At 40.9% G+C, this 27,000-nt stretch carries 26 protein-coding genes and 1 other annotated feature; all 26 genes read right to left on the bottom strand.

Features of this window, described 5'->3' with window-relative positions; all coding sequences use genetic code 11:
- On the bottom strand, positions 1-2,766 hold the full coding sequence (gene ileS / locus NSQ64_RS08515) for an isoleucine--tRNA ligase (RefSeq protein WP_341015983.1): 2,766 nt from the start codon (positions 2,764-2,766) through the stop codon (positions 1-3).
- Positions 2,767-2,825: 59 nt separating this feature from the next.
- Positions 2,826-3,063 (bottom strand) — a binding site (T-box leader).
- Positions 3,064-3,122: 59 nt separating this feature from the next.
- Positions 3,123-3,617 carry a DivIVA domain-containing protein gene (locus NSQ64_RS08510; protein ID WP_008344947.1) on the bottom strand — a complete coding sequence of 165 codons (495 nt, stop codon included), beginning with the start codon at positions 3,615-3,617 and terminating at the stop codon, positions 3,123-3,125.
- A 26-nt stretch (positions 3,618-3,643) separates the two neighbouring features.
- Positions 3,644-4,420, bottom strand: coding sequence for a YlmH family RNA-binding protein (locus NSQ64_RS08505; RefSeq protein WP_017367204.1), 777 nt, complete (start codon positions 4,418-4,420; stop codon positions 3,644-3,646).
- 54 nt (positions 4,421-4,474) lie between these two features.
- On the bottom strand, positions 4,475-4,756 hold the full coding sequence (locus NSQ64_RS08500) for a YggT family protein (protein ID WP_024720319.1): 282 nt from the start codon (positions 4,754-4,756) through the stop codon (positions 4,475-4,477).
- A gap of 6 nt (positions 4,757-4,762) precedes the next feature.
- The gene (gene sepF, locus NSQ64_RS08495; RefSeq protein WP_017359354.1) at positions 4,763-5,221 is read right to left on the bottom strand and encodes a cell division protein SepF; all 459 of its coding nucleotides are present in this window, start codon (positions 5,219-5,221) and stop codon (positions 4,763-4,765) included.
- A 1-nt stretch (position 5,222) separates the two neighbouring features.
- On the bottom strand, positions 5,223-5,912 hold the full coding sequence (locus NSQ64_RS08490; RefSeq protein ID WP_026050091.1) for a YggS family pyridoxal phosphate-dependent enzyme: 690 nt from the start codon (positions 5,910-5,912) through the stop codon (positions 5,223-5,225).
- Positions 5,913-5,918: 6 nt separating this feature from the next.
- Positions 5,919-6,782 carry a peptidoglycan editing factor PgeF gene (gene pgeF, locus NSQ64_RS08485; protein ID WP_035700679.1) on the bottom strand — a complete coding sequence of 288 codons (864 nt, stop codon included), beginning with the start codon at positions 6,780-6,782 and terminating at the stop codon, positions 5,919-5,921.
- A gap of 212 nt (positions 6,783-6,994) precedes the next feature.
- Positions 6,995-7,231, bottom strand: coding sequence for a YlmC/YmxH family sporulation protein (locus tag NSQ64_RS08480; protein ID WP_008344958.1), 237 nt, complete (start codon positions 7,229-7,231; stop codon positions 6,995-6,997).
- A gap of 79 nt (positions 7,232-7,310) precedes the next feature.
- Positions 7,311-8,087 (bottom strand): ABC transporter ATP-binding protein, encoded by a 777-nt coding sequence (locus tag NSQ64_RS08475; RefSeq protein ID WP_327878347.1) that lies wholly within the window; start codon positions 8,085-8,087, stop codon positions 7,311-7,313.
- Positions 8,088-8,215: 128 nt separating this feature from the next.
- A complete protein-coding gene (locus NSQ64_RS08470; RefSeq protein WP_007499733.1) occupies positions 8,216-8,572 on the bottom strand; it encodes a PTS glucitol/sorbitol transporter subunit IIA in 357 nt (118 codons plus the stop codon).
- Positions 8,573-8,598: 26 nt separating this feature from the next.
- Entirely contained in the window at positions 8,599-9,609 is a 1,011-nt protein-coding gene (gene srlE / locus NSQ64_RS08465; RefSeq protein ID WP_024720315.1) for a PTS glucitol/sorbitol transporter subunit IIB, read from the bottom strand.
- A 13-nt stretch (positions 9,610-9,622) separates the two neighbouring features.
- Positions 9,623-10,153, bottom strand: a complete 531-nt coding sequence (gene srlA, locus NSQ64_RS08460; protein ID WP_003210918.1) for a PTS glucitol/sorbitol transporter subunit IIC — start codon at positions 10,151-10,153, stop codon at positions 9,623-9,625.
- A 17-nt stretch (positions 10,154-10,170) separates the two neighbouring features.
- On the bottom strand, positions 10,171-10,602 hold the full coding sequence (locus tag NSQ64_RS08455; RefSeq protein WP_008354650.1) for a transcriptional regulator GutM: 432 nt from the start codon (positions 10,600-10,602) through the stop codon (positions 10,171-10,173).
- A 12-nt stretch (positions 10,603-10,614) separates the two neighbouring features.
- Positions 10,615-11,859, bottom strand: coding sequence for an NAD(P)H-dependent oxidoreductase (locus NSQ64_RS08450; protein WP_007499740.1), 1,245 nt, complete (start codon positions 11,857-11,859; stop codon positions 10,615-10,617).
- A 243-nt stretch (positions 11,860-12,102) separates the two neighbouring features.
- Positions 12,103-13,041: a sugar-binding transcriptional regulator gene (locus tag NSQ64_RS08445; RefSeq protein WP_212360453.1), complete on the bottom strand. Its 939-nt coding sequence runs from the start codon at positions 13,039-13,041 to the stop codon at positions 12,103-12,105.
- Between the two features lie 150 nt (positions 13,042-13,191).
- A complete protein-coding gene (gene sigG, locus NSQ64_RS08440; RefSeq protein WP_003211879.1) occupies positions 13,192-13,971 on the bottom strand; it encodes an RNA polymerase sporulation sigma factor SigG in 780 nt (259 codons plus the stop codon).
- Between the two features lie 143 nt (positions 13,972-14,114).
- Complete coding sequence (sigE, locus tag NSQ64_RS08435; protein ID WP_007499746.1) at positions 14,115-14,834, bottom strand: RNA polymerase sporulation sigma factor SigE; 720 nt, start codon at positions 14,832-14,834, stop codon at positions 14,115-14,117.
- 59 nt (positions 14,835-14,893) lie between these two features.
- On the bottom strand, positions 14,894-15,823 hold the full coding sequence (spoIIGA, locus tag NSQ64_RS08430) for a sigma-E processing peptidase SpoIIGA (RefSeq protein WP_017367198.1): 930 nt from the start codon (positions 15,821-15,823) through the stop codon (positions 14,894-14,896).
- Between the two features lie 249 nt (positions 15,824-16,072).
- Positions 16,073-20,392: a S8 family serine peptidase gene (locus NSQ64_RS08425; RefSeq protein ID WP_445684641.1), complete on the bottom strand. Its 4,320-nt coding sequence runs from the start codon at positions 20,390-20,392 to the stop codon at positions 16,073-16,075.
- Positions 20,393-20,692: 300 nt separating this feature from the next.
- The gene (gene ftsZ / locus NSQ64_RS08420) at positions 20,693-21,838 is read right to left on the bottom strand and encodes a cell division protein FtsZ (RefSeq protein WP_007499752.1); all 1,146 of its coding nucleotides are present in this window, start codon (positions 21,836-21,838) and stop codon (positions 20,693-20,695) included.
- Positions 21,839-21,871: 33 nt separating this feature from the next.
- Positions 21,872-23,194, bottom strand: a complete 1,323-nt coding sequence (gene ftsA / locus NSQ64_RS08415; protein WP_007499754.1) for a cell division protein FtsA — start codon at positions 23,192-23,194, stop codon at positions 21,872-21,874.
- A gap of 159 nt (positions 23,195-23,353) precedes the next feature.
- Positions 23,354-23,722, bottom strand: coding sequence for a small basic family protein (locus NSQ64_RS08410; RefSeq protein ID WP_003210988.1), 369 nt, complete (start codon positions 23,720-23,722; stop codon positions 23,354-23,356).
- Positions 23,722-24,447 carry a DUF881 domain-containing protein gene (locus NSQ64_RS08405; protein ID WP_007499758.1) on the bottom strand — a complete coding sequence of 242 codons (726 nt, stop codon included), beginning with the start codon at positions 24,445-24,447 and terminating at the stop codon, positions 23,722-23,724. Before NSQ64_RS08405 ends, NSQ64_RS08410 begins: the two co-directional genes overlap by 1 nt.
- A 20-nt stretch (positions 24,448-24,467) precedes the next feature.
- Positions 24,468-25,157 (bottom strand): DUF881 domain-containing protein, encoded by a 690-nt coding sequence (locus NSQ64_RS08400; RefSeq protein WP_046527247.1) that lies wholly within the window; start codon positions 25,155-25,157, stop codon positions 24,468-24,470.
- Positions 25,154-25,933 carry a cell division protein FtsQ/DivIB gene (locus NSQ64_RS08395; protein ID WP_341015974.1) on the bottom strand — a complete coding sequence of 260 codons (780 nt, stop codon included), beginning with the start codon at positions 25,931-25,933 and terminating at the stop codon, positions 25,154-25,156. The genes NSQ64_RS08400 and NSQ64_RS08395 overlap by 4 nt, the downstream gene beginning before the upstream one ends.
- A gap of 136 nt (positions 25,934-26,069) precedes the next feature.
- Positions 26,070-26,981: a UDP-N-acetylmuramate dehydrogenase gene (murB, locus tag NSQ64_RS08390; RefSeq protein ID WP_341015972.1), complete on the bottom strand. Its 912-nt coding sequence runs from the start codon at positions 26,979-26,981 to the stop codon at positions 26,070-26,072.
- Between the last annotated feature and the right edge of the window lie 19 nt (positions 26,982-27,000).

Raw genomic sequence — 27,000 nt, 5'->3', positions numbered from 1 at the left:
TTAATTCTGGTAATATTTCTCCACGATTTCAGCATTTTTGAGCGACAATGTTGGGTATTTTGGATTTGCGCCAACATCTTTTGAAATAATGCGGGAACGTTCGCACAGTTCGCCTTCTGCTTTTTGAACAACAATACGTCCTGATGTGTATTCAGGCGCTGATGCGTCTGCATGCTTCTCATCTTCTACTGTTAACTCAGAAATGATAAAGAGCTGCTTCACATCTTCTTTAATGGATGCAAGAAGGTTTTTCACTTCCTCTGTTGCATAAAGGGTCACACTCGCTTCAAGTGAACGTCCGATGACTTTCTCATTACGCGCAATTTCCAGCGCTTTTAGCACATCGTCACGTACTTCCATAAAGCGGTCAAACTTCACTTCTGTCGCTTCTGCTTGAGGAACAGCTACACCTTCTGGCATATCTGTTAACTGAACACTTGGCTCTTCAACAAAGCTTAAGTGGCTCCATAGTTCATCTGCTGTATGCGGAAGAATTGGTGCTGTTAGCTTCACTAACGCCATTAATGTTTCATAGAAAACCGTTTGCATGCTGCGGCGGTCTGGATGATCCGCATGCTCAATGTATACCACATCTTTTGCAAAATCGAGATAGAAAGAGCTAAGCTCAATCGTACAGAAGTTGTGGATGGCATGATAGACAACCGCAAATTCGTAATCATCATAAGCTTTTTTCACTTTATCAATCAATTTGTTTAATTTGATTAAGATATACTGATCCACTTCGCGAAGCTCTTCGACTGGTACTGCATTGACTGCTGGATCAAAGTCAAACAGGTTACCATGCAAGAAGCGGAACGTGTTACGGATTTTACGATAAACTTCTGCGACTTGTTTTAAAATGTCGTCAGACACTGGATGATCGGCTTGATAGTTGACAGAAGATACCCAAAGTCTAAGAATCTCCGCACCAAGCTGCTTCGCCACTTTCGTCGGATCAATCGTATTGCCTAATGATTTACTCATCTTGCGTCCTTCTTTATCAAGCGTAAAGCCATGGCTGAGAACACCTTTATATGGCGCTTTTCCAGTGACTGCAACTGCTGTAGATAAAGATGAGTTAAACCAGCCGCGATATTGATCAGAACCTTCAAGGTAAAGGTCTGCCGGACGAACCAGGTCATCTCGTTCTTCTAATACCGCTTGGTGAGAAGAACCAGAATCAAACCATACATCCATGATATCTTGCTCTTTTGTAAATTCACCGTTCGGGCTGCCTGGATGTGTAAAGCCTTCAGGCAATAATTCTTTTGCTTCTTTTTCAAACCAAATATTCGAGCCATGTTCTCTAAATAATTGAGAGACGTGCTGAATCGTTTCATCTGTGATGATTGACTCACCATTTTCAGCATAGAAGACTGGGATTGGAACGCCCCATACACGCTGTCTTGAAATGCACCAGTCACCTCTGTCACGCACCATATTGAACAGGCGCGTTTCGCCCCAAGCTGGAACCCATTTCGTTTCTTTAATATTATCTAATAGTGCTTCTCTGAAATCTTTAATGGAAGCAAACCACTGAGCAGTTGCACGATAAATTGTTGGTTTTTTCGTTCTCCAGTCATGCGGATAGGAGTGCGTGATAAAGTCGAGCTTTTTCAATGCGCCTTTTGCTTCAAGCTGTTCTGTGATGGCTTTATTGGCATCCTCGTAGAATAGTCCTTCAAAACCAGGTGCTTCTTCTGTCATCACACCTTTTTCATCTACTGGACATAACACATCAAGACCGTACTTCATACTTACGATAAAGTCATCTTCCCCGTGACCTGGCGCTGTGTGAACACAGCCTGTTCCTGCATCTGTTGTGACGTGATCGCCAAGCATCACAAGAGAATCTCTATCGTAAATTGGATGTGCTGCAACGACCTTATCTAATTCTTTACCTTTTAAGGTTTTCACAACTTCGTACTCTTCAAAGCCAAGTGTTTTTGCCACTTGTTCAACTAGCTCAGATGCGATGACATATCGCTCAGCACCCACTTGAAGCACACTGTACTCTAGGTTTGGATGTACACAAATGCCAAGGTTTGCAGGAAGTGTCCAAGGTGTTGTTGTCCAGATGATGAACTGCTCGCCGTTTTCAAGTACGCCTTTGCCATCTTTCACTTTAAATGATACGTAAATCGATGGTGAACGTTTGTCCTTGTATTCAATTTCTGCTTCAGCAAGTGCTGATTCACTTGATGGAGACCAGTTAACAGGCTTAAGACCTTTGTAAATATAGCCTCTTTTCGCCATTTCACCAAAGACAAGAATTTGCTGCGCTTCGTATTCAGGCTTCAATGTCACATATGGATTATCCCAGTCTGCTCTTACGCCCAAACGTTTAAACTGATTGCGCTGACCTTCGATTTGTTTCCATGCATACTCCTCACATAGTTTACGGAATTCTGCTGTCGACATTTCTTTGCGTTTGACTTTTTTATTTTTCGTAAGGGCTGTTTCAATCGGTAAGCCATGTGTATCCCAGCCCGGTACGTACGGTGCATGGAATCCATTCATTGATTTAAAACGGACAATAAAATCTTTGAGGATTTTATTGAGTGCGTGCCCCATATGAATGTCACCATTCGCATATGGAGGTCCATCATGCAAAATAAAGGTCGGGCGTCCTTTTGTCCGCTCTAAAACCATTTGATAGATGTCTTTTTCTGCCCACTCCTCTTGGATTTCAGGCTCTTTGTTCGGCAAGTTCCCTCTCATCGGGAATTCTGTTTTTGGCATTAATAAGGTGTCTTTGTAGTTCATACCTATTCCTCCACATGCAAATTCGTATTAAAAAACAATAAAAAAAGCCCTCTCATCCCATAAGGGACGAGAAGGCTTGTCTCGCGGTACCACCCTTTTAGACAAGCGCTTTGAAACTGCCGCTTATCCACTCTAAAATCGTAACGTGATCAGACGCCTTTTCTTACTCATACATTTCAGAAAAGGAACTAAAGGGGTGATCTCATTGCAGCGTTTCGTAATGTCAGGCTTCCACCGTCCCTGATTCGCTTTATTACGCATGTAACCGCTGCGAGTGTCCCTTTCAAACGTTTATCTCTTGTTAATTTATGATGGTATTATATGCAACATGAGCACGTCATGTCAAGGTGATGCGCTTATTCTTTTTCGTCAAAGACAGCGTCAACTTCATATTCCAGCAAATGATCCCAATCATCATTTTTCAGAAGATCAAGCTGAGCTTCGATGAGCATTTGGAAACGAGTTCTAAAGACTTTCGACTGTTTCTTGAGCTCTTCGATTTCCATTGCAATCTTTCTTGATTTTGATAACGCTTCGTTGATAATACGGTCTGCATTTTTCTCAGCTTCACGAATGATCAATTTCGCTTCTTTATCAGAATGACGCTTCACGTCTTCTGCTGCTTCTTGCGCCACAAGAATGGATTTGTTTAATGTTTCTTCAATTGTTGCAAAATGGCCTAGTCTTTCATCAAGCTCGTTGACTTTGTCTTCAAGCTCGTTCTTTTTGCGAAGTACGATCTCGTAATCTTTACGTACTTGGCTTAAAAACTCATTTACTTCATCTTCGTCATAGCCGCGAAAACTTTTTGTGAACGTTTTATTATGAATATCATTAGGTGTTAATGGCACTCTTGCCACCTCCAGATTCAAATTCGTTATGTCAGAAGCTCAAATGTTACTTTGAATTTATCTTTTTTCGTCTTCCCATCAATTGTTTTTAAGCTAAAGCGGCCAAATCCCCTGACAGAGAGCTGATCACCTTCACCAATTGTAAAGGAAGGGTCTTCAGTGACTTTCCAGTTTACTTTGACAAGACCATTTTTGACCAAAAGCTGTGCTTTTTGCCGAGACTGACGGCTGACAGCAGCACATACAGCGTCAAGCCGCAGTGAAGAAATCGTATCTTCTTTGATATCGGTTTTGCTGATGACTGGCTGAAGATCTGCCTTGCTGATTTCCTCTAATGAAACAGATGCTCTGCCGACATGCGTCAGCTGAGCCCGAACAAAATCGGCAACATCGCTTGTACAAATAAATTGCACGTTGTCCTCTGAAAACAACAAATCACCGAATTTTTGACGCTTCAGGCCTGTCCCAATGAGCGAACCGAGAAGGTTGGGGTGTTCTATAGAAATAAACTTTTTCGCATAGTTCACCTGAAAATAAGTCAGTTCAAAATCCTGTATGGTCGGTGCTAAATAGTCAGGATAGATCAAAGCCCTTTTCCGCTCTGCTTCCTCATACCCGCCAAAAAACATGAGACCCAGTTCATCAGAATGCTGAATCACGGACTGGGTAATGAACTGCTCACGCGGATCAAGAAAGTCTGTTAATTTCATTCGATATTGATCGAGTGCGATGTTTTTCCAGCCTAATACTTGGTCGACAAATGGCTGTTCGTCTTTTCTAAAATGTTGATAAATATCGCTCATTTTGTTCCCCTTTTATGTAAAAGAGCCTGGCAGATGCCAAGCCCGGCAGCCTGTTTACATGAATCGTACAATCATATTATAAAGACCAGTTAGTCCATACAATGATGCGAAACGAATCACAAGCAATGCCACAATTGGCGAGATGTCTATCATGCCAATTGGCGGAATAATTTTACGGAATGGTTCTAAATACGGTTCGCAAATGTTTGTCAAGAAGCGACCAATCGCTGTTTCTCTTGCAGATGGTACCCATGACATAAAGATGTAAATAATGATCGCGAATGAGTAAATCGTTAATACAGTCTGTAGAAACTGGAAAATGTAATATAGAGTCACTTTGGTTTACCACCTCTGAGGTTCTTCCTCTGTCAATAGCTCTGATATTGTGCCAGATACATCCACATTATCAGGAGTGCAGAGGAATATATTCGAGCCAATACGCTGAATGTCTCCACCGATTGCATAAACCGTTCCGCTTAAGAAGTCGATGATTCGCTTTGCTTGATCGTGCTGAATGCGCTGCAAATTGACGACGACTGCACGCCGATTTTTAATATGATCTGCAATCTCCTGTGCCTCTGCATAAACACGCGGCTCACTTAACACCACTTTAGAGGATTTTTGCACGCTTTGCAAGCTGACGACATTTTGTTTTCCTGCCTGAGGACGCTCTTGAAATGCCGCTTTATCTTTTGTGTTTTTTTCTTCTTGTGCTGGTTCTCTTTCTTCATCAATATATTCGTACTCATACTCTTCATCATCGAGTGTGAAGAAGCTTTTAAACTTATTTTTTATGCTCATGTCACGCACCTCCTGTTTCATTTCCAACAAGTGAAGAGCCAATCCGAACAAATGTCGCACCTTCTTCAATTGCGATTTCAAAATCGTTTGACATGCCCATCGATAAATGCTGACAAGGTGCATTTACTTGGTTCAGTTGTTTTACCTCTTGTTGAAGGCTTTTTAATGTTTTAAAACAGTTTCGTATCACCGTGTGATCATCTGTAAATGGAGCCATCGTCATGAGTCCAGCAATTTCAATATGTTTGAAATCAGCCAGCTGTTTGACAAATGGAATCACGTCTTCGCTTTGTAAGCCGTGTTTTGACTCCTCAAGTGATGTGTTCACCTGTACAAAACAGCGAACCGTGTGATCCGCTCTTTTTTCAATTTCATTCGCAAGAGACATTCTGTCTAGCGAATGTAAGTAGTCAATGGTCTGAATGACAGATTTCACTTTTCGCGTCTGTAAACTGCCGATGAAGTGCCAGCTAATGTTTTCATCGGTTATGGCTGCCTGTTTTTCAAGTAACCCTTGGTCACGATTTTCACCAAAGTGCAAAATTCCGGCATCCTTGGCTTCTAATGCTCGTTCAATCGAGACATACTTTGTGACAGCGACAACCGATACATCGTCTGGATGTCTACCTGCTCTTTTACATGCTTCGTTTATTTGTTCATTTATTTGTCTGAGATTCTCTCGTACATTCAATTGCACTTATGCCTCCTTAAACCCGACAAAAGACATCATACGTCCTGTTTTCCCTTGATCACGCCGGTGTGAGAAGAAATGCTGCTCATTGCAACTTGTGCACATCGAACTGACATGTATGTTTTCTTCTTTTAATCCTGCATGAAGTAATACGTTTTTGTTTAGTGTTTTTAAGTCAATTTTGTATTGTCCTTGTGACATCTCGGAATACACATCCTCTGTTGAAAAAGGAAGCTGTTTCACTTGATCTATGACAACATCATCTACTATGTAGCAGCAGCTGCCAATGGATGGTCCAATGACGACTTGTATATGATCGGCATCAGCGCCTTCTTGGCGAACCCATGCATCAACCATGTTGGCGCCAATTTGTTTGACGGTTCCTTTCCAGCCGGCATGAGCCGTTCCAATCAGCCCAGATTGCGGAGCTAGAAAATAAAGCGGAACACAGTCAGCGAAACAAAGAGCGAGCATGATGTTTGGTTCAGAGGTGTATAAACCATCTGTTCTAGAGAGCGCTTCATCATACTGAAGACTTCCTCTTCCCTTTTGTTCCTTCGTGACTTTCATGATGCGATCCTCGTGTGTTTGGTCAGCAAACACCCAATTAGAGAGCGGCACAGCAGTAGCATCTGCAATGACTTGACGATTCATTTGGACACTAGAAGCATCATCTCCTACATGGAGTCCAGTGTTCATTGATTGATATGGAGAAAGACTAAAGCCGCCATTTTTTGTCGTAAAACCGGCCAATATCTCTTTTCCAGAACATGTCATGTTCGTCCAATCATGAATCAGCATTGCATAAGGTGATTTCTGCTGAAAGGGGTCATATTTGTCTATCAAAGCTGCCTCCCACCTTTCATTCATCTCTCTTTATATCGCTCCTATTTTACCACAAGACCTGCTAAGACAGTTAGTGGGATTCATTAAATATTACACTCAAATGTGCCCTTTCTACAGGTTTTTTTTCAAATTGATATGAAAACGTAATCTTTTTACCCGAAAAAGACATTGATTGCTGAGAATGGAGAGCTTGTTTTAAGGAAAATTTGATCTATTAGTTGAGGAATTTACACAAATTAAGAAGACAAACGGACAAGTATCACATCTTCGCCAATTTTTACTATATTTCGCCACGGGACAATCATTTCCTCTTCTTTTCCGAAAAATCCCATCATTTTACCTGTACCGCCAATGATAATCGCTTGTATTTTACCGCTCGTGACATTGATATCGATGTCTCCAATAGTACCTAATTTTTTTCCGCTGGACACATCGACGACATCTTTGATTTGGAATTCAGAAATACTGATCATCTGTCCTTCCCCGCCTTTCGTTTTCTACTATAATATGTATGATGGAAAAGCAGGGAAGCAGACCAATAGTTTCTCTTATCTACAATTTACTTAAGTGAGGGCGGCCGTTTTGCCACATGACTTCGACTGGACATTCAAAAAAGGAAGAAAGCAAGTCACTTGTCATCATCTGATTTGTCTCCCCTTTATGAAAAACAGTACCTTCTTTTAATAATAAGGTGTGCTGAAAAATCGGGAGAATCTCTTCTGCATGGTGGGTCGTATAGAGCAATGTGGGCGCATCTGGTTTTGATGCAATCAATGAGATCGTCTCTAGCACCTGTTCTCTTGCTAAAAAATCAAGACCCGTCACAGGTTCATCTAATATTAGGAGCTTCGGATCATTCATTAAAGCTCTTGCGATGAGCACTTTTTGTTTCTCTCCTTGCGAGAGGGTTTCATACGTGCGATTGGCATATTGAAACGAGCCAAATGTTTTTAATAAATCAATCGCCTTCTCTCTTATCTCATCTGTCGGTGTTTCATAAAGTCCGATGGAAGCAAATGCCCCGCTCAAAACAATTTCAAATGCATTGTCATCTCTGTGCAGCTTCTTTTCAAGACCAGCAGAGATGAGACCAATTTTCTTCCTTAGTTTTTCACCAAGCGCTTCCTTGCCAAACACATGGCCTAACACCGTCATCTCACCTGACGTTGGAAAATAATATGAGCAAAGCATATTTAATAAAGCCGTTTTCCCAGCACCATTTAAACCATAAAGCACCCAGTGTTCCTGGTTTTTCACCTGCCAGTCAATAGAACGAAGCAGCCATTTTCCATTTCGTTTTAAAGAAACATCCTTCAAGTCAAGCGACACGATCTTTTCCCCCTGAATAAAAATTCTGAATATACAAATAATAACGTCTACAGCATATCGCAAATGTTTCAATCAGTAAACCTAACGCAAAAAAGCTGCTCCCTATAAGGAACAGCTTTTTTCCATGGTTACGAAATTTCAATTCGTACGCCTTCTTTAATATCAGGAAACGTATGTGGGGATGCAAAGACAGCTCCCGGTAATACATCATCAAACGGCTCTTGGAAGTAGATCGAAATATGGCCGAGTTCCTTAAAGTTGTCATTTGCTTTATTGCCTAAAGCAGTAATGGTATAAGTTTGGTCGCCCACTTGAATCGTTCCGCCTAATTTCAACGGCTCTTCTTCTAAGTGTTCAAACTCATGAATGACAGACATATCTCTTAATTCCTGCGGCGCTGCTGGTCCAAATAAAACAATCAGCTTATCTTCTTTAAACTGCGGGACTAAGATCCCAATTTCTTTTACGACAGATTGTGTTACCATGTATCTCGATTCCTCCTTTAATACGTTTAATACATACCGAAGCTGGCAACGTATGCGATCACAACAGATAGAACGCCTGTAATGAGACGGCTATACAAAACAGCTGGTACCCCATATTGTACCGTTTCCGGCTTCGCTTCACCAAGTGATAGCCCCACCGGGATAAAGTCACACCCTACTTGACCGTTGATCGCAAACAGTGCTGGAAGAGCAAATTGAGGCGGAATGTTTCCTAGTGCAATTTGACTACCAATCAGTACACCGATGACTTGTGCGATGACTGCCCCAGGTCCTAAGACAGGCGATAGGAACGGTAAGGTACAGACAACAACGAGCAGTAAGAGCCCCCATAAAGATCCTGCCAAAGGTGAAAGGAAATGGGCAATCAGATCACCGATTTTTGTATAATTGATAATTCCAATTAACATACTGACAAAGGCCATGAATGGAATAATGTTTTTAAGGAGCATATCAACAGAATCACGACCAGCTTGATAGAATGTGCCGGTTACTTTTCCGATTCCTCTTGAGAATCTCATGAGGAAATTCCCTTTTTCTTGACGCTCGATATTTTCCTCTTTCAGTTTTGAATAGGTTTCTTTGAAATTCTCTTTGTCAATTGGGCCGCTGCTTTCTTGACCTTCTACATTCCCTTCACTATCAGATGCTTCAGCAAAGGAAATATCTTTTTCTGTGACACCTGATACGAAGATATCCTCTGTAATGTGTTTTGCAAGCGGTCCAGAAGGAGAGGATGCCAGCACATCGACAGTAGGAATGCGTTTCATTGGATAAAGCCCAATTCGCGCTGTTCCTCCGCAGTCAATGACAACACACATCATTTCATCTTCTGGTATAGAATTTTTAAAGCCATCACATGCTTCTGTCCCTGTCATTTCTGCAATTTTTCGTGCAACTGGGTGAATGCCTCCTCCTGTAATGGAAACGACCTTTCTTCTTTTACCGGTTGGTTCAAGCTCTAATCCTTTTCCCCATCCGCCAGCACCTTTTGCAACAAATACTTTGTGGTTTGTCATGTCTAACCCTCCCCTATTGTGAATTCGCTTTCATTTTTCCTGCTAAGTACTTTGTGATCCATTCCGTAATGATTCCGCGAAGTAAAATGACAACGATCCCGACTAAGAAGTAACGAACAGCCAGCTCTGACATAGAGTATCCAGCTTCTTTAATCCCGTTCGCAATTCCTAAGTAGACAAACAGTTCTCCTGCGTTGGCATACGGGAACAGCGATGTCACCGGATGAACAAATGAAACAGCTGAATCATAGAATGCTGGTTTTTGTTTTTCAGGTAAGAAGCGGCCAAACGTATAAGCCATTGGGTTTGTCAAAATAAGAACGGATAAGATCGGCATTAACGTATAGCGCAAAATGGTATATTTCGCTGCAAACTGAATCGCTCTATTCACTCGCTCTTCTCCAATAAACTTCATGACAGCATAAGTGAAAGTAAGTAACACAACAAGCGTTGGAACGATACCTGTAACAAGACCCATGAACTGCTTTCCGCCGGCTTCAAACATCCCGATAAAGTGCTCTCCAAACCATTGAATCCATTCCATGTTTCATCTCCCCTTTCTTAGTTCACATTTGTTATATTTTTTTTAGAAATCGAGACAAGCGCCTGCTCCGCTGCCATGGAGAGTGCTTGCATGACAGCTGGTCCCCTTTTGCGCTTTTTCAATGTTTGTTTCATCATGTGATGCTCATCAAGCACAGCCCCCACATGTTTTCCTTCATAGGAAGGCAGTTCCTTAAATTTAGACAAAATCGAGACGCCACCCAGCACATGACACTTTTGAATGATGTATGATTCATCGACAATGATGAGCGCAATGGCTCCAGGACCAAATTTGCGCCGCTCCATTCCTGAAAACAAGTGATAGCCTTGTTTCCCTTTATAGTCGTCAATCAGTGAATCCATGCTCTTGCGGTAGTACTTGATTTGAATAAACGATAAACCATACTGCACAATCAAAATGATACAAAGTACGATTGCTAATTTTTCCATAGCCTCACGTCCTTATGATTGAAATAAGTGATCTTGTAATGAACGCAGCTTCCAGACCGTTGTGCTTGCATCAAGTTCTACATCATCATGAGATAGGAATTGCCCCAATTTGATATCTTTTTTCGCTACCACTTTTCCGCTGATTAAGCCAATTGGGATGTGGCCGTTCGCTTTCATGTCTTGATGTGTTTCAAGTACACCTCTTACGGAGTATCCGCCAATACCATCAAGTGTTTCTCCTGCTTTAATATCTCTTTTCGCCACAGCGACAGTTTCTGATACTGGTACACCAATTGGATGGATTGAAGAATCGTGTTGTAAGACTGCTTTTGCGATCGTCACTGGTGTTTCAAGACTTGCTAAGTGGAAAGGACGATACAGTGTGTAGTGAGGACCTTTTCCAACTTTTAAGTAGCGAAGTTCTTCATCTACTGGCTCAAGATCACTCTTGACGATGACAAAGACACCTGGTGCAAGTCCGTTTACATATTCAACGACTCCGAAGTTATCCAGTACGCCGCCTTGCTGTTTTTGATTTAATTTATCTGCTACATTTTCTAAATTCGCTTCTACTCCATGCATGCCGACTTTATCAGGCAAAAGTCCTGTTGCATTACTTAATAGGTTCATTTCTGCCATCGTTTTTGTTCCGTCTTGGAATGCTGCCAGCATGTGGGCACTCATATGTTTACTATCTGCTTCAGCTTTACACGTATCTGGGTTTGCTTCTGGGAAGAATGGGTTGTTCTTACCTTTCCCAGCAACCAATACTTCAAGCCCCATTGTTTTTGCAAATTCGTATAGTTCTAGCGTTGCTGCTGGTTCATCTCCAGCTGATCCAGAGTAAACAAGTCCTGCATTCGTGAATAATTTATGCATGACCAAGCCGATCGTAATATCGACTTCTACATTTAAAAGAACGAGATGTTTTTTTGAATTAAGCGCTTCCAAAGAAATGTTTGCTCCGACCTCTGGAACACCTGTTGCATCCACAACGACTTCCACAGAATCTGATTGAATCACTTCTCTGTAATCATTTGTGACGACCATTTGATGTGGTTTCGCATGTTGCTTGTAAAAATTCGCTGCTTTCTCAGCTGCACTAAGATGAATATCACAAACACCTGCGACAATCATGCCTGGAATTTTAGAAATTTGTGAAATGAGTCCAAACCCCATTTGACCTGCCCCGATAATCCCAACTTTGATTGGATCTCCGCTGCGTTCTCGTGCTAACAATTGTTGATAAATTGACATCTAAATCATCCTTTCAGGTTTTCTTGCTTCACAATAGATTGCTAGAAAAATAATCTGAAACTTTTAACAAATGTTATAAAAATTAACAAAAATCTGTTTCTTGTAACATTTGTTATTTTATTTATCATTTGTTATGAACTTAGTTTATATGATGTGTCAACTTTGTGTCAAGATAAAATCGATAAAATTCTCAATCTTTTTGAGTCTAAAGACTCAAAAAAACTACCTAATCGGCTTAGGTAGTTACTTTAATAGGGCATCTCCGGTTTGTTCATCTGTAATTAACACATGAATTAATCCACCTTCTAACGCTGCCCTGATCGCTTCAATTTTCTCTTTTCCTCCAGCGACACCAATCACAAGAGGGATCTCTTTCAGTTTTAGAGGACTGATCCCCATCACCCGGTCGTTCCACGGATGCGGATACACTTCACCTTTATGATCAATAAAGTTATAACAAATGTCACCCGCGACATCTTTCGCTTGCAGGATATCTTCCTCACCACTTGTCATATAGGATTTCACCATCGTTGAATGTTGCGGAACCCCGCCTATTCCTACGACCGCGATATTTGATGATTCTCCTAATTCAATGACTTTTTTGATCGACGGCTGTCTAATGAGTACATCTTTCGCTTCTTTCGTATCAAGCATGACAGGCACATGTAAAAACTCACATTTGGATTTGAGTGCTTCTGAGCATCTTCCAATAATATAGTTGGCATGAATATCAACATCTTCATTTCCGACGCCTCCTACAAGCGGAACAAATGTCACAGATGGAAAATGCTGAACAGACGTAAGCGCTTTCGCCATTTCATGCAAGGTTGTCCCTGATGAAAAACCGATGACTTGTCCATCCTTCATGACTTTTAATAAAAAGCCCGCAGCCGCAGCTCCTATTCGACTTTTTGTTGTTTCTTGACTGAGAGATTCCACACACACGACTTCTCGCAGCCCGTATTTTCGCTCTATTTTTCTTTCTAACGAACCATATTGTTGATTTACTTCATCATGAATAATGATTTCCACGATTCCTGCTTCACGTGCTTTTGCCAAATATTTCGATATGAGCGAACGGCTAACCCCAACAGCTTCTGCAATTTTAGATTGAGTGGCGCCTTCTTCATAGTACATATGCGCAACCTTAATGAGCAGCCTTCTTTCATCATGGAATGTCATAATAACCCTTCTTTCCGCTTCTCTATTCCCTCACAAATGATATTTTAAATAACATTTGTTAAAAACAGATTAAATGAAAAAAATAACAGAGTCAATACTACAGATGGGTTCTCTAAAAAGAATGAAAAAAGCCGCACATTAGCGGCGGCTTTAAAAAATATTTTTATTCATTTGTTTGATTGCTGCTTTTTCAAGCCTTGATACTTGTGCTTGAGAAATGCCGATTTCTTCTGCCACTTCCATTTGTGTTTTACCTTGGAAGAAGCGTTTGCGAAGAATCATTTTTTCTCGATCATTCAATCTGCGCATTCCCTCTTTTAAGGCCAATTCTTCTACCCATTGTGTATCTTTGTTCCGTTCATCACTAATTTGATCCATTACATAAATCGGATCTCCTCCGTCATTATAAATCGGTTCAAACAAAGAAACAGGATCTTGAATGGCATCTAGGGCAAAAACAATTTCCTCATGAGGGACTTCTAACACTTTGGCAATGTCTTCTGCCGTTGGTTCCTTGCTTGTCTCACTAATTAGTCTCTCACGAACTTGAAGCGCCTTATAGGCAATATCTCTTAGTGAACGAGACACCCGGATAGGGTTGTTATCGCGCAAGTATCGACGGATTTCTCCTATGATCATAGGGACCGCATAAGTTGAAAATCTGACATTGTGGCTTAAATCAAAATTATCAATTGATTTCATTAATCCGATACAGCCTACTTGGAAGAGATCATCAACATACTCGCCTCTGTTGTTAAAACGCTGAATCACACTTAAAACCAACCGCAAATTGCCATTGACTAGCTTTTCTCTTGCTGTATCGTCACCTTCATCTTGCAGCTGTCTGAATAATTTTCTCATCTCGTCGTTTTTCAGAACAGGCAGTTTGGAGGTGTCGACTCCGCAGATTTCCACTTTATTTCTGGACACTTTTTTCCCTCCCTACAGGAGCTGTTGTACAAAGTTCAGTATCTCCGTGGGATGGAAAAATATGCACGGTCTATGACGAGAAATATGTGAAAAAATGGTGATCCCTTTGACAGTACAGGGATAAAGCTTTCAAAAAATTTTTTTTAGACCATCTTATTAAATTCTTTTTGCAATCGTTTAATAATTCTTTTTTCGAGCCTTGAAATATAGGACTGAGAAATACCAAGCATGTCGGCAACATCTTTTTGGGTCTTTTCTTCACCGCCAACTAAACCGAATCTCAGTTCCATGATCTGTTTTTCACGATCGTTTAATTGTTCTAACGCTTTTTTCAGTAATTTTTTATCGACATTTGCTTCAATATCCCGGGTGATAATATCATCATCTGTCCCAAGAACATCTGATAAAAGCAATTCATTGCCGTCCCAGTCGATGTTAAGCGGTTCATCAAAGGATACTTCTGAACGGATTTTATTATTTCGGCGCAAATACATCAAAATTTCATTTTCAATACATCTAGACGCATATGTGGCCAGTTTGATCTTTTTTTCTGGATTAAACGTATTTACTGCCTTGATGAGTCCTATCGTTCCGATACTAATCAAATCCTCAATGTTAATGCCTGTGTTTTCAAATTTTCTTGCGATATAAACGACCAATCGCAAGTTTCTTTCGATCAAAATGGCTCTTGCTGTTTGATCCCCTTTAGGTAATTTAACGAGCAATTCTTGTTCTTCATCCTTTGATAATGGCGGAGGCAGTGCCTCACTTCCACCAATATAATAAATCTCATCACTCTTTAGCCCTAGCTTCATGAGGAGTTTATACCAGTAGTAAGTGAGTTTAAATTTTAATTTTTTCATCTTCTTCTCCCTTCTAAATGTCCAGTTGACTTCGTAAGATAAAAGACATCACAAAAAAACTACGACACCCCTTGTATCATTTTTCCGTCTAACATCTCTGGATGAATGATGGATTGAAATTCCTGATCTGCTGATAATCCGCTTAGACTCATCCCAACAAAACACTTCGCTGGCTGGATCATATGCGTTTTTGTATAAAGGACGACCGTATCTGGTTTAAAGCATAGTAGAAACCCGTGGTCATGACCGACTGCACGATACGGAACGAGTCTTAAACGATCAAGCAGCGGAAAATGGTCATCAAGCTTTTGCATCACTTCAACAGGATGAAACTGTTTCATTTTTTCTATAAATGGCTCTCCGAAAATAGATGTGAGCTGATCGAGCTGGACGATCATGACAGGTGTTTTCGTCAATGGATCATACAGCTGATTTCCAGAATCGACCAGACCATTTAAGCGGATCGTTTCTCCTTGAATGTGTATCTCCACAAGTACTTGTTCGTCATATTGTCTTTTTTTCGCACCAACCTCTCCTAATCGTTTCTTTGAAAACAGCCAAATGGCCGGAAAGCCAGTGAGAACAAAAAGCCAGCTAATGGGATCACCAAATCCATCATTTTGTGAAATAAGCAGTCCATCTTGAATGACTGTATTTGTCTGCAAAAACGAATGAACCCCGATCATGCCCCCTCCCATCAAAAATGTGACAAAGTAAAAAGCAAACAGGTTTTGAAAAAAGGAACGAAATCTTTGAAAGCCAAAGGTTCCAAGCACGATCAAGACAGAAAAAAGCAGTTTGCCTAAAGGGTGCGACACAATCATTGCAAATGGCGTAAAGAGCAAGAGAACAATGCTCGATCCAATGAGAGCTCCTAACATATATCGCCTTTTTTTCACTTGTCGTTTGAGAATAAATGCCGTGAGTAAGAGCAGCAATAGATCAAAACAAAAGTTTAACAGCCAAATGACATCTAAATAAATGACCACCTTCTGCTCCTTTCATCTGAAACAAAGAATCAAAAGCAGTACTTGCACTTGTTTGTACCAGTATAAAACAGTCATCGGATGGAAGTCTGTCAATTCTTGTAGGGGATGATAGAGAACTTTTGGTGGATTGTTATCGTTTTTGTCGACGTATGAGACAGAAAGAACATCCGAATGATTTGTTGGACAAGTGTCTCCTCTATCCATTGCACAAAAAAAGACACGCTCCGAAGAGTCGTGTCTTTTTCGCTGTCATTCTTTCTCATTGATGGTGAGTGTTCCTTCTGCCTTCTGTCTTGTGACATTTCCATAATCATCTTTGACAATGACTTCAATCACTGCACCTTTTGCTTTTGCAATAGATGTCGCCGTCCAGTAGCCTTCATACGTTCCCGGTGCTACTTCACGAATCGGCAGTTCGGTTGTGTTTTGAAGTTTTGATCTAGCATTTGTCAGCGGCATATGAAGAACAAAGGTGGCATCTAGCTTTTCCCTGCTTTTAAATGAAATCTTAACCGATTCACCTGATGATAGATTCATATTATCTTTTGGCGTTAATTCAGAAATAACAGGTGCATCATATTGAACATCGATGTCGACCTTTTTAGTCGTTTTGTTTCCAGCTGCATCTTTTGCTGTCACTTTGATTGTATTTTTCCCGTTCTCAAGCAGCACCCTTGCAGAATATGCCCCATCCTTTACAGTCGCTTTTTTTCCATTGACTGTGACTTGATCTAGATAATCATCCGCTACTTTCCCTTCCACCGTGAGTGATTCTCTATTAAACTTGTCGCCTTTTTTCGGTGTATCAATGGTCAACGTCGGTGCTGTTTGATCGATGATCACCTTGACTGGCTTGGAATGTTTTGTTGAGCCTTTATCCGTTACAGTCGCCGCCGTGAAGACATGCTCTCCACTTGGAACAGATACATTTTCTTTGAAAGTACCCGACTCATCTGATTTGACGTTGGCCACCTCTTCATCATTCTGATAAATGGCCACATCGAGACCCGGAGAGGCTGTGCCTTCAATCGTCAATTCACCTTGATTTGTAATGGTTCCTTCCTTTGGAGAAGTGATTTCTGGTACATCTGCTTCATAGTTTACGAGCGCACGAATCATATAATTCCCCTCTTCTTTCGGAGAAGGAGAAAAAGCACCGCTCGTCAGCTGCCAGCTTCTTTCAGCATTAGGGCCATCTTCATCTGTGGCAAGTCCCGGAGATTCGGTATTCTTTTTCGTTTGAATATAAACAAGATAGAAATCTCCATCCACTGTAATGGCTTGATCTTCTAAATCTACTTTTGTCCATTCACCATTACGCAGCGCATTTGCTTTTAAAGGTCCTGCGATTTTCTCACCTGGTGCGCCACCCTTCCCAGAAGCATCATATACTTCAACAGCAAATTCATCGCCTCCAGGAGCTGGCCATTCTGATGTCCAAAACCGGAAAAGACCACCTGTGACTTGTGCTTGTTTCTTTCCTTTTTCTAATGAAAACTTTACAGCCCAGCCATTGCCAGGATCGTAGAAAGCCCGTGCATTTTCAGCCGTTCCATCATCGTAGCCAATCTCTCCCGGAAAACCGATAAAAGGCTCAAGTTTCACTGACTTTTCAAGTGGCTTTTCCGTCACATCCGCTGTAAACGTATAGCCTTTAAACCCCTTTGCAAAAATTTTGACTGTATAGACACCGCTTAATGCCTCTAGAGAAAATTCACCGGATTCATCTGTTTTCACCGGCTCAATTTTTGCGTCCTCCACAAGATAAACAGTTGCATTCTTCACCTTTTCACCAGTTGTTTCATTGACGACCGTGCCGGAGATCGTTCGTTTCTCTAGCGGCTGTAAGGAGAAATTCGCTTCTGCTGTTTCTTTTGATGCCACTTTGACTTTTTGGGACCGTGATTCAAAGCCGTAAGCTTCCGCTTTCACTGTCCATTCTCCTGCTCCTTGAGACAGCTGATATTTCCCTGTCGCTTCATCGGTGGAAGTTGATTTTCCGCTTTCTAGAACACTGATTTGCGCTTTCATTGGAAGAGCTTGAATAGATGGAGCATCATGACTGTTTTGCTTTTGAATGTGTACATGTTTATTTTTTACTTTAGCAGGCTTTGCCTTTTTTGGATCAACTGATTTCTTATTCTGGCTTGTGGATTTTTCTTTTTTGATCACACCTAGCTGGTTCTTAGCTTGTTGAGACAAAGCCTCATCTGTGATTTTCACATCATCTAAATAAAAGCCATCTTTTGTGACACTGCCATCTGTTCTTATCTGAAACAGGACTCTCACTTTTTGACCTTTATAAGCAGATAAATCAACCTCGCCTGCTGTCCACGCATTTGTTTTCCCCGTATAAGCTGTCGCTTGAACGGCGTCTTCACCCTCTGGCTGTACATAGACATGCACATAATCATAATTGGCTTCGAGATCATGCCAGTATTGATATTGCAGGTAGGAAGAACCTGAATCTGGTACAGCAATGAGCGGCATAGACAAATTGGCATCCGTTTTATTTTCATAAGGACTGTCTAAATTGGTGGCATAGACATGTTCCCCGCTAAATGCTTGTTTTGGACCTGTGGACGGTTTTCCCCACTGCCACGGATCTTTTGTTCCACCACTGAACCATCCACTTGGCCATGCTTCAAAATCTTGTGAGTAGCCAGTGGTGATGGATGTTTTAATTGGAAGTGTATAAGAATCTGATGCCGCTTCATTTTCTCCAAAATCTTTCACAATCCATCGGTACGTCACGTTTTCCCCCTCAAGTTCAGGGAGCTGTACCGTATAGGTTCCTTTTAAATGATTTCCATCCGTGCGGTTGGCTTGCAATGTCTCCCATTCACCTTGATCTACTCGGTAAGTCAAAGAAACATTTGCCACTGCTATCTCATCTTCTGCAGTGATGGTCAATGGGGTTGGCGTTGCAGCAAAAATTTCATTAGGACCTTTATGTGAAAAAACAGGTGGTTCTGTATCTTCTCCCTCTTTTGTCACCTGGCCTTCAATCGTACCGATTCCATTGGTTAAAGCCGTAATCGCCTCTCTTGCATCAACTAACCCTGCCCCATAGCCGTTGTTAGGGGATTCAGGAAATTGCTGATCTGTCAGTGGTTTCGCTGTCTCAATGAGAATTTGCTGAATTTCATCAACAGAAAGGTCTGATTGCACTTGGCGAAGAAGAAGAACAACAGCTGAGACATGCGGACCTGCCATCGATGTACCATTCCATCCATCCTCATATCCTTTTCCCGGGATCGAAGAACGAATGTTTACTCCCGGAGCAGCAATATCTGGTTTCATTACGCCATATGGAGAAGGACCCTGAAGGGAGAAAGACCCTAACTTGTTGTCATGATCTGTTGCGCCTGTAGCAAAGGCTTCTTGATAGTTAGCGGGATTTGCAATCGAACCCGCGCCGCCTGGATTGAATAAGTCGGTATTACCGGCTGAAAATTCTGGAAAGATGTCTGCTGCTCTCCAAGCATTCACTACATCTTTATACCAATCATCAAGACCTGGCCCACCGCCCCACGAATTATTCACAACATCAGGTGCCTTTTCTGGGTGAGGATTTCCGTTACGATCTTTCGGTGCTAAAATCCACTCACCGGCATCTAACAGATCAGCATCTGTACCGCCATCTTCTGAAAAAGCTTTCACTGCAATCCATTCTGCTCCCGGTGCGACCCCAATTTGATTCTTTCCATCTGGCTCAGAACCAACCATTGTGCCTGTCACATGGGTCCCGTGCTCCAAGTCATCATAAGGGACTTCAGAGCCTGTCGTGGCATCATACCAATTCAGTTCATGAGATGGTTCGTTCGGACGAGCAGGATCAAACCCGCGGTATTTTTCTTTTAGCGCAGGATGATCCCATTCGACACCAGTATCAATACTTGCCACAACGGTTCCAGTCCCGTCATAGCCTAAATCCCACGCTTCTGGTGCATGCACCTGAGCAATATTCCATTCAACTCCATCTACTGCTTTGATTTGTTTGTTTGGCTTAGCATGCTTCAAATCAACAGGACGATGAAGTTGACGTGTTTCATTCGGCAGCACTTGAGCTACTTCTGGAAAAGAAGCAACCTTTTCCATCACTTCTTTTGTTGCCGTCACAGCTAGACCATTCACAATATAGTAGGAATGAATATCTTTCACTTGCTTATTCTTTTTTTCCTTTTGTAAATACGCTAGGAGCGCTTGCTGCGTTTCATCAGATGTTGCTCTCAGCTCAGATACAACGGCTGATCTTTTTGTGTACTGCGTTTTAGCCGCGGTTAATTTTTGTTTTTTTGCTTTTGATACAGCTTCTTTTGCTACTTTTTGTACATTCGTTTGTTCCTTCATTTTGACTAAGAAGGTCACCTTATCTTCCTTTTGAAACTGCTTCTTTAATCTCGAAGAAATCTTGGCTTTTGTTGTCTTAGAGGAAACGGCTTCCTCCTGATATGAGGTAGAAGTCGATTTTGCTTGAACCATCCCAAAGCTTGTCATCGTTAAAGTACCAATCACCAAAAGACTCATGAAACGATAGACGGCGGTTTTGCGAAACTTCACTTTCAATAAAATCCCTCCTCCTCAAATGGTCAAACAGTGTGTATCCTGCCCCTCCCCCTTCTTTTTGATCATGACAAGTTTCATGGTGTTCTCATTAATGTAGTCAAATAAAGTTCAACATTTTGTCGTTTTTTGTAAAGGAAATGAAAAATGATTCTTTTGACTTAAAAGACTCAAACCAAAACACATACGATAGTTCCAAATAACACGCAGAAACAAGACTTTTATATCAATCAGACGCAGGATCTTCTCACCGTGCAGACATAAAAAAACCCCTTCCAAAGGAAGGGGATGAATCGTGCCTGCTTATCGTTTGTTGCGGTTACGTAAGAACGTTGGGATATCCAATGTATCATCACTTGACTGTGTATTTTGTCTTGGTTGTGATGATGTTTGCTGATGTTCCTCACGTTTTACTTCACGCTTTTGTGGAATGGATTGATTTTGCTTTAATCCTTGTCCTAATGGATTTCTTTGAGGTTTTGTCACTTCCGGTTCTTGCTCAATAAAACCGGTTGCGATGACTGTGACCACAATTTCATCCTTCAAGTTATCATTAATGACAGATCCAAAGATCATGTTGACATCTTCATCAGAGGCTGATGCAACAATATCCGCTGCTTCTTGTACCTCATAAAGACTAAGGTTCGTACCACCAGTAATATTCATGATAACACCTTGTGCTCCATCAATCGCTGTTTCAAGAAGTGGTGAAGAAATGGCTTTTTTCGCTGCTTCAGCAGCACGGTTTTCGCCTGTTGCGACACCAATTCCCATAAGAGCTGAACCTTTGTTAGACATGATCGTTTTCACGTCAGCAAAGTCAAGGTTAATTAAACCTGGTGTTGCAATGAGATCTGAGATCCCTTGAACACCTTGTCTTAACACGTTATCTGCTGCACGGAATGCTTCAAGCATTGGCGTGTTTTTATCGACAATTTCAAGCAGGCGATCGTTTGGAATCACGATTAACGTATCAACTGCTTCTTTCATAGAAGCAATCCCTTCAACTGCTTGAAGCTGACGCTTTCTTCCTTCAAATGTGAAAGGACGAGTCACAACTCCAACTGTCAAGGCTCCAGAATCTTTTGCGATTTTCGCAATGACAGGTGCAGCACCCGTACCAGTTCCACCGCCCATACCGGCTGTCACAAAGACCATGTCAGCGCCTTTTAGGACTTCTTCAATTTGTTCTTTGCTTTCTTCAGCAGCTTTTTTACCGACTTCAGGATTCGCACCTGCTCCAAGCCCTCTTGTCAGCTTAGCGCCGATTTGCATTTTTGTTTCTGCTTTTGATAAGTTTAACGCCTGTGCATCTGTATTCACTGCAATAAAATCGACACCCTGTACGTCATTTTCAATCATTCGGTTGACAGCGTTATTTCCGCCGCCACCTACACCGATTACTTTAATTGATGCTAGGCCGTCTATATTTGTTTCAAACTCCAACATGCTGAATCCTCCTAATCCGTCGAAAATCTAGTTCTATTCCCAGAACATATTAAATAGTTTTTTCATTTTGCCCGGTTTTTTATTTGTCTCTTGTTGCGCTTTTTGTTTCACTTTCGGTCTTGGCTGAGCTTCTTTTACTTGTGGTGTAGAAGAAACCGGCTCCATGGACGCGCCTACTTCATGAAATGCTTCATCCGGCATTTGGAATCCAACCTGTCTGCCCTGAATCTTTGCATTGCGATAAGCAAAATGGATCAGGCCCACTCCTGTCATATATTGAGGTTCCCTGACCCCAATATAATTAGGACTTGCGATTCTTACATTGTTTTGTAAGACCGTTTGTGCCAGAGAAAGGATACCTGGTATAGCTGCCTGTCCACCTGTTAGAACGAATCCGCCAGGCAAATCATGGACACCCATATTGCGTAATTCCTCTGCCACAAAAAGCAGAATCTCTTCCAATCGTGCTTCAATGATATTGGCTGCTTCAAGTTGTGTATACGTCTGTTTTTGGTCCGTACCGATGACGGAAACTTCAAATGTCTCCTCAGACGATGCCTCATCATAGAATGCATGCCCAAATTGCTTTTTGATTCGTTCAGCTTCTTCAGTGGAAGTTCTAAGTCCTATAGACAAATCTTTTGTAATGTTCTCTCCGCCCAATGGGATACTGTGAGTAGAATAGAGATGCCCGTTTTCAAATACGGATATCGTAGTAGAGCCGCCGCCAATATCGACAAGAGCTACCCCTAGATTTTTTTCATCTTTCGATAACGCCGCTGAACCCGATGCGAGTGGCTGCAAGCAAATATCCATAATTTCAATACCAGCCCGCTCTACACATCGGAGCCAGTTATGTAGAATCGTTTTAGAACCAGTGATTAACGATCCATCCACTTCTAGCCGTACACCTAGCATTTTTTTCGGATCTGTGATCTCATCTCTTCCGTCGACGATAAATTGTCTCGGAATTACGTCTACTACGAGATGTTCTTGCGGAATAGATACTACCTGTGCAGCATCCAAGACACGTCTCACATCTTCAGCATGTATTTCTTTATTTTCACTAGACACTGCGACAACGCCGCTCGTATTCTGAATATGAATGTGGTTTCCGTTAATTCCGACTATCGCCTTTTGTAAAGGAAAACCTACCATTCTCTCAGCCTGTTCAAATGCTTGTCTAATAGAATGAACTGTTTCATCTATATCAACAATCGATCCTTTTTTTAACCCCTCTGAAGGGACATTTCCAACACCTATAATGTTAAGCGAATCATCCGCCATTTCTCCGACGATGACTTTTATATTGGATGTACCGATGTCAAGGCTGACGTAAATTTCATTGTTGTTCATTCTATGGCACCTCCTCACATATCAATACTTTCTATTCTATTATTTGCTGAACAACAATACAATGAATGTGTTTTTACAAGTGTGTAACAAAACTTAAAAAATCAACATTTTTTATTAGGATTACTGAAAATATTCGTTACATCATATGTATATCCTTTTTTATGACTCACTTTTTTTCTTTTTTTCTCTAGAAATTGTCCATTTTGTTAGTAGAATTCTTCGAATAACGGCGATATTTTGAAACAATCTAACACCGAATGCAAACATTCCGACTAAATACAAGTCTACACCAAGATGGACGCCCAGAAAAGCTAAACTTATTGCGAGTATAATATTAAAGAAGAAACCTGATACAAACACTAGTTCATCGTATGCCCCTTGCAGATGTGCTCTGATTCCACCAATCAATGTATCAAGCGCAGCAAGTACGGCGAGGGAAAGATAGTTAGAATACTCATTCGGTATCGTAAAATTCGTTAAGAAACCGATCGCAACTCCTATGATTAAACCAAGTACAGGAAGCCACATTAAGATTTTCCCTCCTTTACATCGTCAAGAGGCTTCAATTCATTTAATTGAATTGTACCGTCAAATGCTTTTAAATGAATTTTTTTCTTCGGCGGTCTAATACTCAAACTGAAATTTTCCTGAGCAAACAAATCACCAATATCTGATACATTTAAACGGCTGTATAATTTATCGGCCTGCTCGCTGACCATCTTAATCGTGACTGTATCACCATCTATGCTGTAACCATCCATTTTCGTCGTACCATTAATATCTCGAATAACACTGGTGTTAATCACCCGGTGTTCATTAATGGAAATATGTTTTGCCCCAAACATATTGGCTTCGTTGATTAATTTTTTTAGAAGATCAGGTGGTATATTTTTGACTTCTTCTCCGGTAAGTTCCTTAGAAAAAAGCTGAGTAATTTCTATTTCAACTCCTTCACCCGTTACCTCTGTAAAACCAGCCTTTTCTTTCAAATCCTTCAACGTTTTTGTTAATTGTGCTTCTTTTGATTGATCTTCTTGGTTGCCATACTTTTTTAGCATTTCATCATATTTATCAATTTCTTTCAATAAATCCAGTTCTTTACTTTTAGATGCAGATAAATCCTCTCTTAATTCCCAAACGTCTCGAGTATCGCGAACTTTAGGCTTTTGTAGAGAGTTAAACTGGATGGAGACCATGATGCCAAATATGACCATCAGGACTGTCAAACTAAGTAATGGCTTCTTTTTCCTCAACACCACTCACCTTTTCACATTTAATCTTTGTTTCTTAGAAGAGGATTCATACGAATATCCTTCTTTTCAATCGTCATGGAAATATGATCACTTGTCAGCTGATCAACCACCCCGCCTGCAATGTTTAATGCAGGAATTAAAACAGCTGGATCTCCAATAGCAGAAATGACAAATGGTGCTGGATGTTGAACACCATCAACCGTGACGACTGGACCGTTACAATGTATGTATGATTGGTGTGTGATTCTTTGTCCGTTTATAGCTACAGCAGATGCCCCTGATATAAATAGTTCGTTTATCACATGGAAAATGTGGCTCTCATGCACAATGTAATTATTGACATTTTGTCCACTCGGGATATAAGATGCATCTTCAAGAGATACTTTGACCCCTTTCCCTTTTACACCTATTTCTCCTGTAAACATTCTGTATTTCTCAACATCTTCTAAAACATTAAAATACTGCTCTTTTTCATTTTTCAAACCAAACTCTGTTGCTTGGACCTTTGATTGAAGACGATAAAGTTCTTTTTCAAGTTTTTGATTCGCCTTTTCTTGCTTTGTTAGCTGACTTTTCAAAGAATATTCTTTTTTCCATTGTTCTGTTCGATTGACATCTGCTCGATGCTGCTTCGTATATTGGTATGAAAAAGAAATCAGAAATCCAAGAACAAGCATTACAATTGAGAATATGACGGTTTTGCCTCTCAACGTTCATCTTCCTTTTTCTTAGATTTAAAAGCTTCAAAATATGTGGCTACTTCCATATGAATCGTACCTTTCTCAGAGGACGAAAGCTCTTTGACAATGGCAGGGTACGTCGTCATTTTATCTGCGAATGTTTTAATTGATGCAATAACGGTGTTTCCATCATTCATATAAAATTTAACGAGCCACTGATTGGAGCTAGTCGGTACGTAATATATTTCTGAGATTAGTTCCTGAATAGAAGCCGGCAGTTGATTCAGAGCTTTCACTGTTTGCTTCAATTTCTCTTTATTGTCCCAATCGACAAAAATAGGTCCTGCGTGACTTGGCGTTACTTCATCTGGCAAAGCCGTCCCGTTTTCAAGAAGCTCATAATAAAAATGTCCCTTTTGCAGATACGCAATATTTGCATACTCTTTGACAGCAATACTGACCTTATTAGGGAAATGTTTTTTGATACTGACACTTTTAATCAACTTATTTTGCTTTATATGGTCTGCTGTTATATCTTTATTTAAATTCCAAAACTCTGTCTCGCCTTCTTTAATTTGCGAAAGTTTAACGAGCTGTTTTGTTGGTACATGTTCATTACCAGTAATGGTTAAAGAAGAAATTTTACTGATTGGTGTTTGCAAATAGACAATAATTAAAACCATGATAAAAAACAGCAAAATAAAAGAGATTAATCTCCGATTCGCTTTCTGCTTCCTTTGTTCTTTAATTTTAGGGATTCGCTCTTCTATATTGACGATCTTTTCATTTTCATGATCAGGCCGCATATATACTCTTCACCTCATTCAAAGCTGCTTGTCCGCACCTTTGGATCATTCTTTATCTCATATTGATTAGAAAACAAACGGCATGAAAAAATGCCGTTTGTTTTCCTGTGATACCATCATTCATAAGTAGTAGCCTTTAATTTGCTTCACCAATAATTTCTACTTCTGTATGCATCTCTACATTGTAGTCATCTTTGATTTTCTTTTGAATGTACTGAATTAAGTCGAGCACATCTTGAGCCTTCGCCCCACCAGCATTGACAATAAAGTTTCCGTGCATATCAGAAATTCTAGCGCCGCCAATCTGATATCCTTTTAAATTCGCCTTTTCTACAAGCTGTCCTGCATATTCAGGTAATGGATTTCGGAAAATACTGCCGGCGCATGGTTTATTATACGGTTGTGTTTCCTTGCGATAATCTTTATTTTGCTGCATTTTCTTTGTGATTTTCTCACGTTCGTCCTGTTTAAGCTTGAACACTGCTTCGAGAACAATTCCAGGTCGTTCCTTTTGAAGCACAGAAGTTCGATAGCTAAAGTTCATTTGCTCATTAGTTAACCACTCGATCGTTCCATCTTCAAATAAGACTCTCGCTTTCACAAGAATCTTGCTAATGTCAGATCCATGTGCCCCTGCGTTCATATAAACAGCGCCACCAATAGATCCTGGAATACCAGCTGCGAATTCCAATCCTGACAGCCCCTGCTTACTAAGAGACGTCGCGAGTCTTACAACTGAATAGCCTCCACCAACTGTAATTTCTTCATCATTGACAGTTAAGTGATCAAGCCCAGTGCCCAGCTTTAAAACGACCCCGCGAATTCCTTTATCAAGGACAAGTAAATTGGATCCTCTTCCAATGACCGTCCATTGAGTATCATGTTTTTTCACCTGATCCATAATTGTTTTGACAGCATCGACATCTTTAGGGATGACTAATAGATCGGCCGGTCCGCCTATTTTCATTGTCGTATGATTTGCAAGCGGTTCATTTTCAAGTACTTTACCAACTTGCGCTTCTAATAATTCATTCTTCAAGTTCTCCATATTACCCTCCGCCTTACCT

This window comes from Bacillus sp. FSL W8-0183, assembly GCF_038006825.1.
In the GTDB taxonomy this organism is placed as follows: domain Bacteria; phylum Bacillota; class Bacilli; order Bacillales; family Bacillaceae; genus Bacillus; species Bacillus altitudinis.
The sequence above is the reverse complement of the archived record's forward strand: the minus strand, read 5'-3'. Positions and strand labels throughout refer to the sequence as shown.